This window comes from Segetibacter aerophilus, assembly GCF_007991655.1.
GTDB lineage: Bacteria > Bacteroidota > Bacteroidia > Chitinophagales > Chitinophagaceae > Segetibacter > Segetibacter aerophilus.
The window spans coordinates 1-971 of the sequence record NZ_BJYT01000075.1 but is presented as its reverse complement, the minus strand read 5'-3'; the positions used below and the strand labels follow the sequence as shown (position 1 = coordinate 971).

General features: G+C 44.3%; 1 protein-coding gene. It reads right to left on the bottom strand.

Going from position 1 to position 971, the window contains the following annotated elements; genetic code table 11:
- On the bottom strand, positions 1 to 971 hold a 971-nt coding region (locus SAE01_RS24675), incomplete at both ends, for a beta strand repeat-containing protein (protein WP_371860484.1).

Genomic DNA, 971 nt, shown 5'->3' with positions numbered 1-971 from the left:
GTTTGTAATTGTTCCTGCATAGGTGACTGCAGCATTTCCACCGGTAACATCAAATGCATTACCTGTTGCTCCTGACAATGTACCGGTACCTAATGCAGCGGTTCCGCCACAGTTTGTAAGAAATACATTGTTTGCTCCAGCAGTTGAGTTAACTGTTGTTAAGGTCACTCCTAATGTTGTGATGCCAGCAGGACCACTAATATTTATCGCTGTTGCACCAGTTGCGTCTACTGTTCCAGATGTTGTATTGATCGTACCGTCAGCATTGGTTGCAATAAGAGCTGTAACACCTGCAGTATATAAGTTGAGCGCATTGAAGTTATAAGTACCTGTTCCGCCTGTAATTGTAAGAGGTGTGGCTGTCATTCGTGCGCCTGTACTACCGAGCGTTAATCCGTTTGAGAAGGTAACATTACCATTAACGGCATTGAGGTTAACACCCGTGCTACCTGTTGTACCGGTATATGCTGATGGAAGTCCTGTGAAAGAAATAGTGCCGGTGTTGTAAGTATTGATGTTAATCCATCTTTGAGCAGCTGTATTTTGTGTTATTGTTCCTGCATAGGTAATGTTTGCAGTTACAGCGCTGGTAGTTCCATCTACATTAAATGCAGTGCCAGCGGGGTTGGTGATTGTAGTGCCTGACCCGAAAGTGAAACTTCCTGCAGAACCATTTAAAATATCAATACCAGCATCACCGCCAGCAAGAGTGGTTGTTCCATTAAAGTTGTAAGTACCGTCTGCATCAGTAAACTGCAAACCAGTACCATTACTTGCTGAAAGAGCGCCGCTAAACGTAAGTGTTCCTGTATGAGTTCCTGCGACATTTACCAAAGCTTGCGCTGCAGTTGTTTGTGTTATGCTTCCCGTATAAGTCAATACTGCTGCTCCACCTGTTACATTGAATGCAGCTCCTGTACTTCCTGTTATAGAACCTGGCCCAAAGTTGTACGTTCCTGCAACTGCACTGA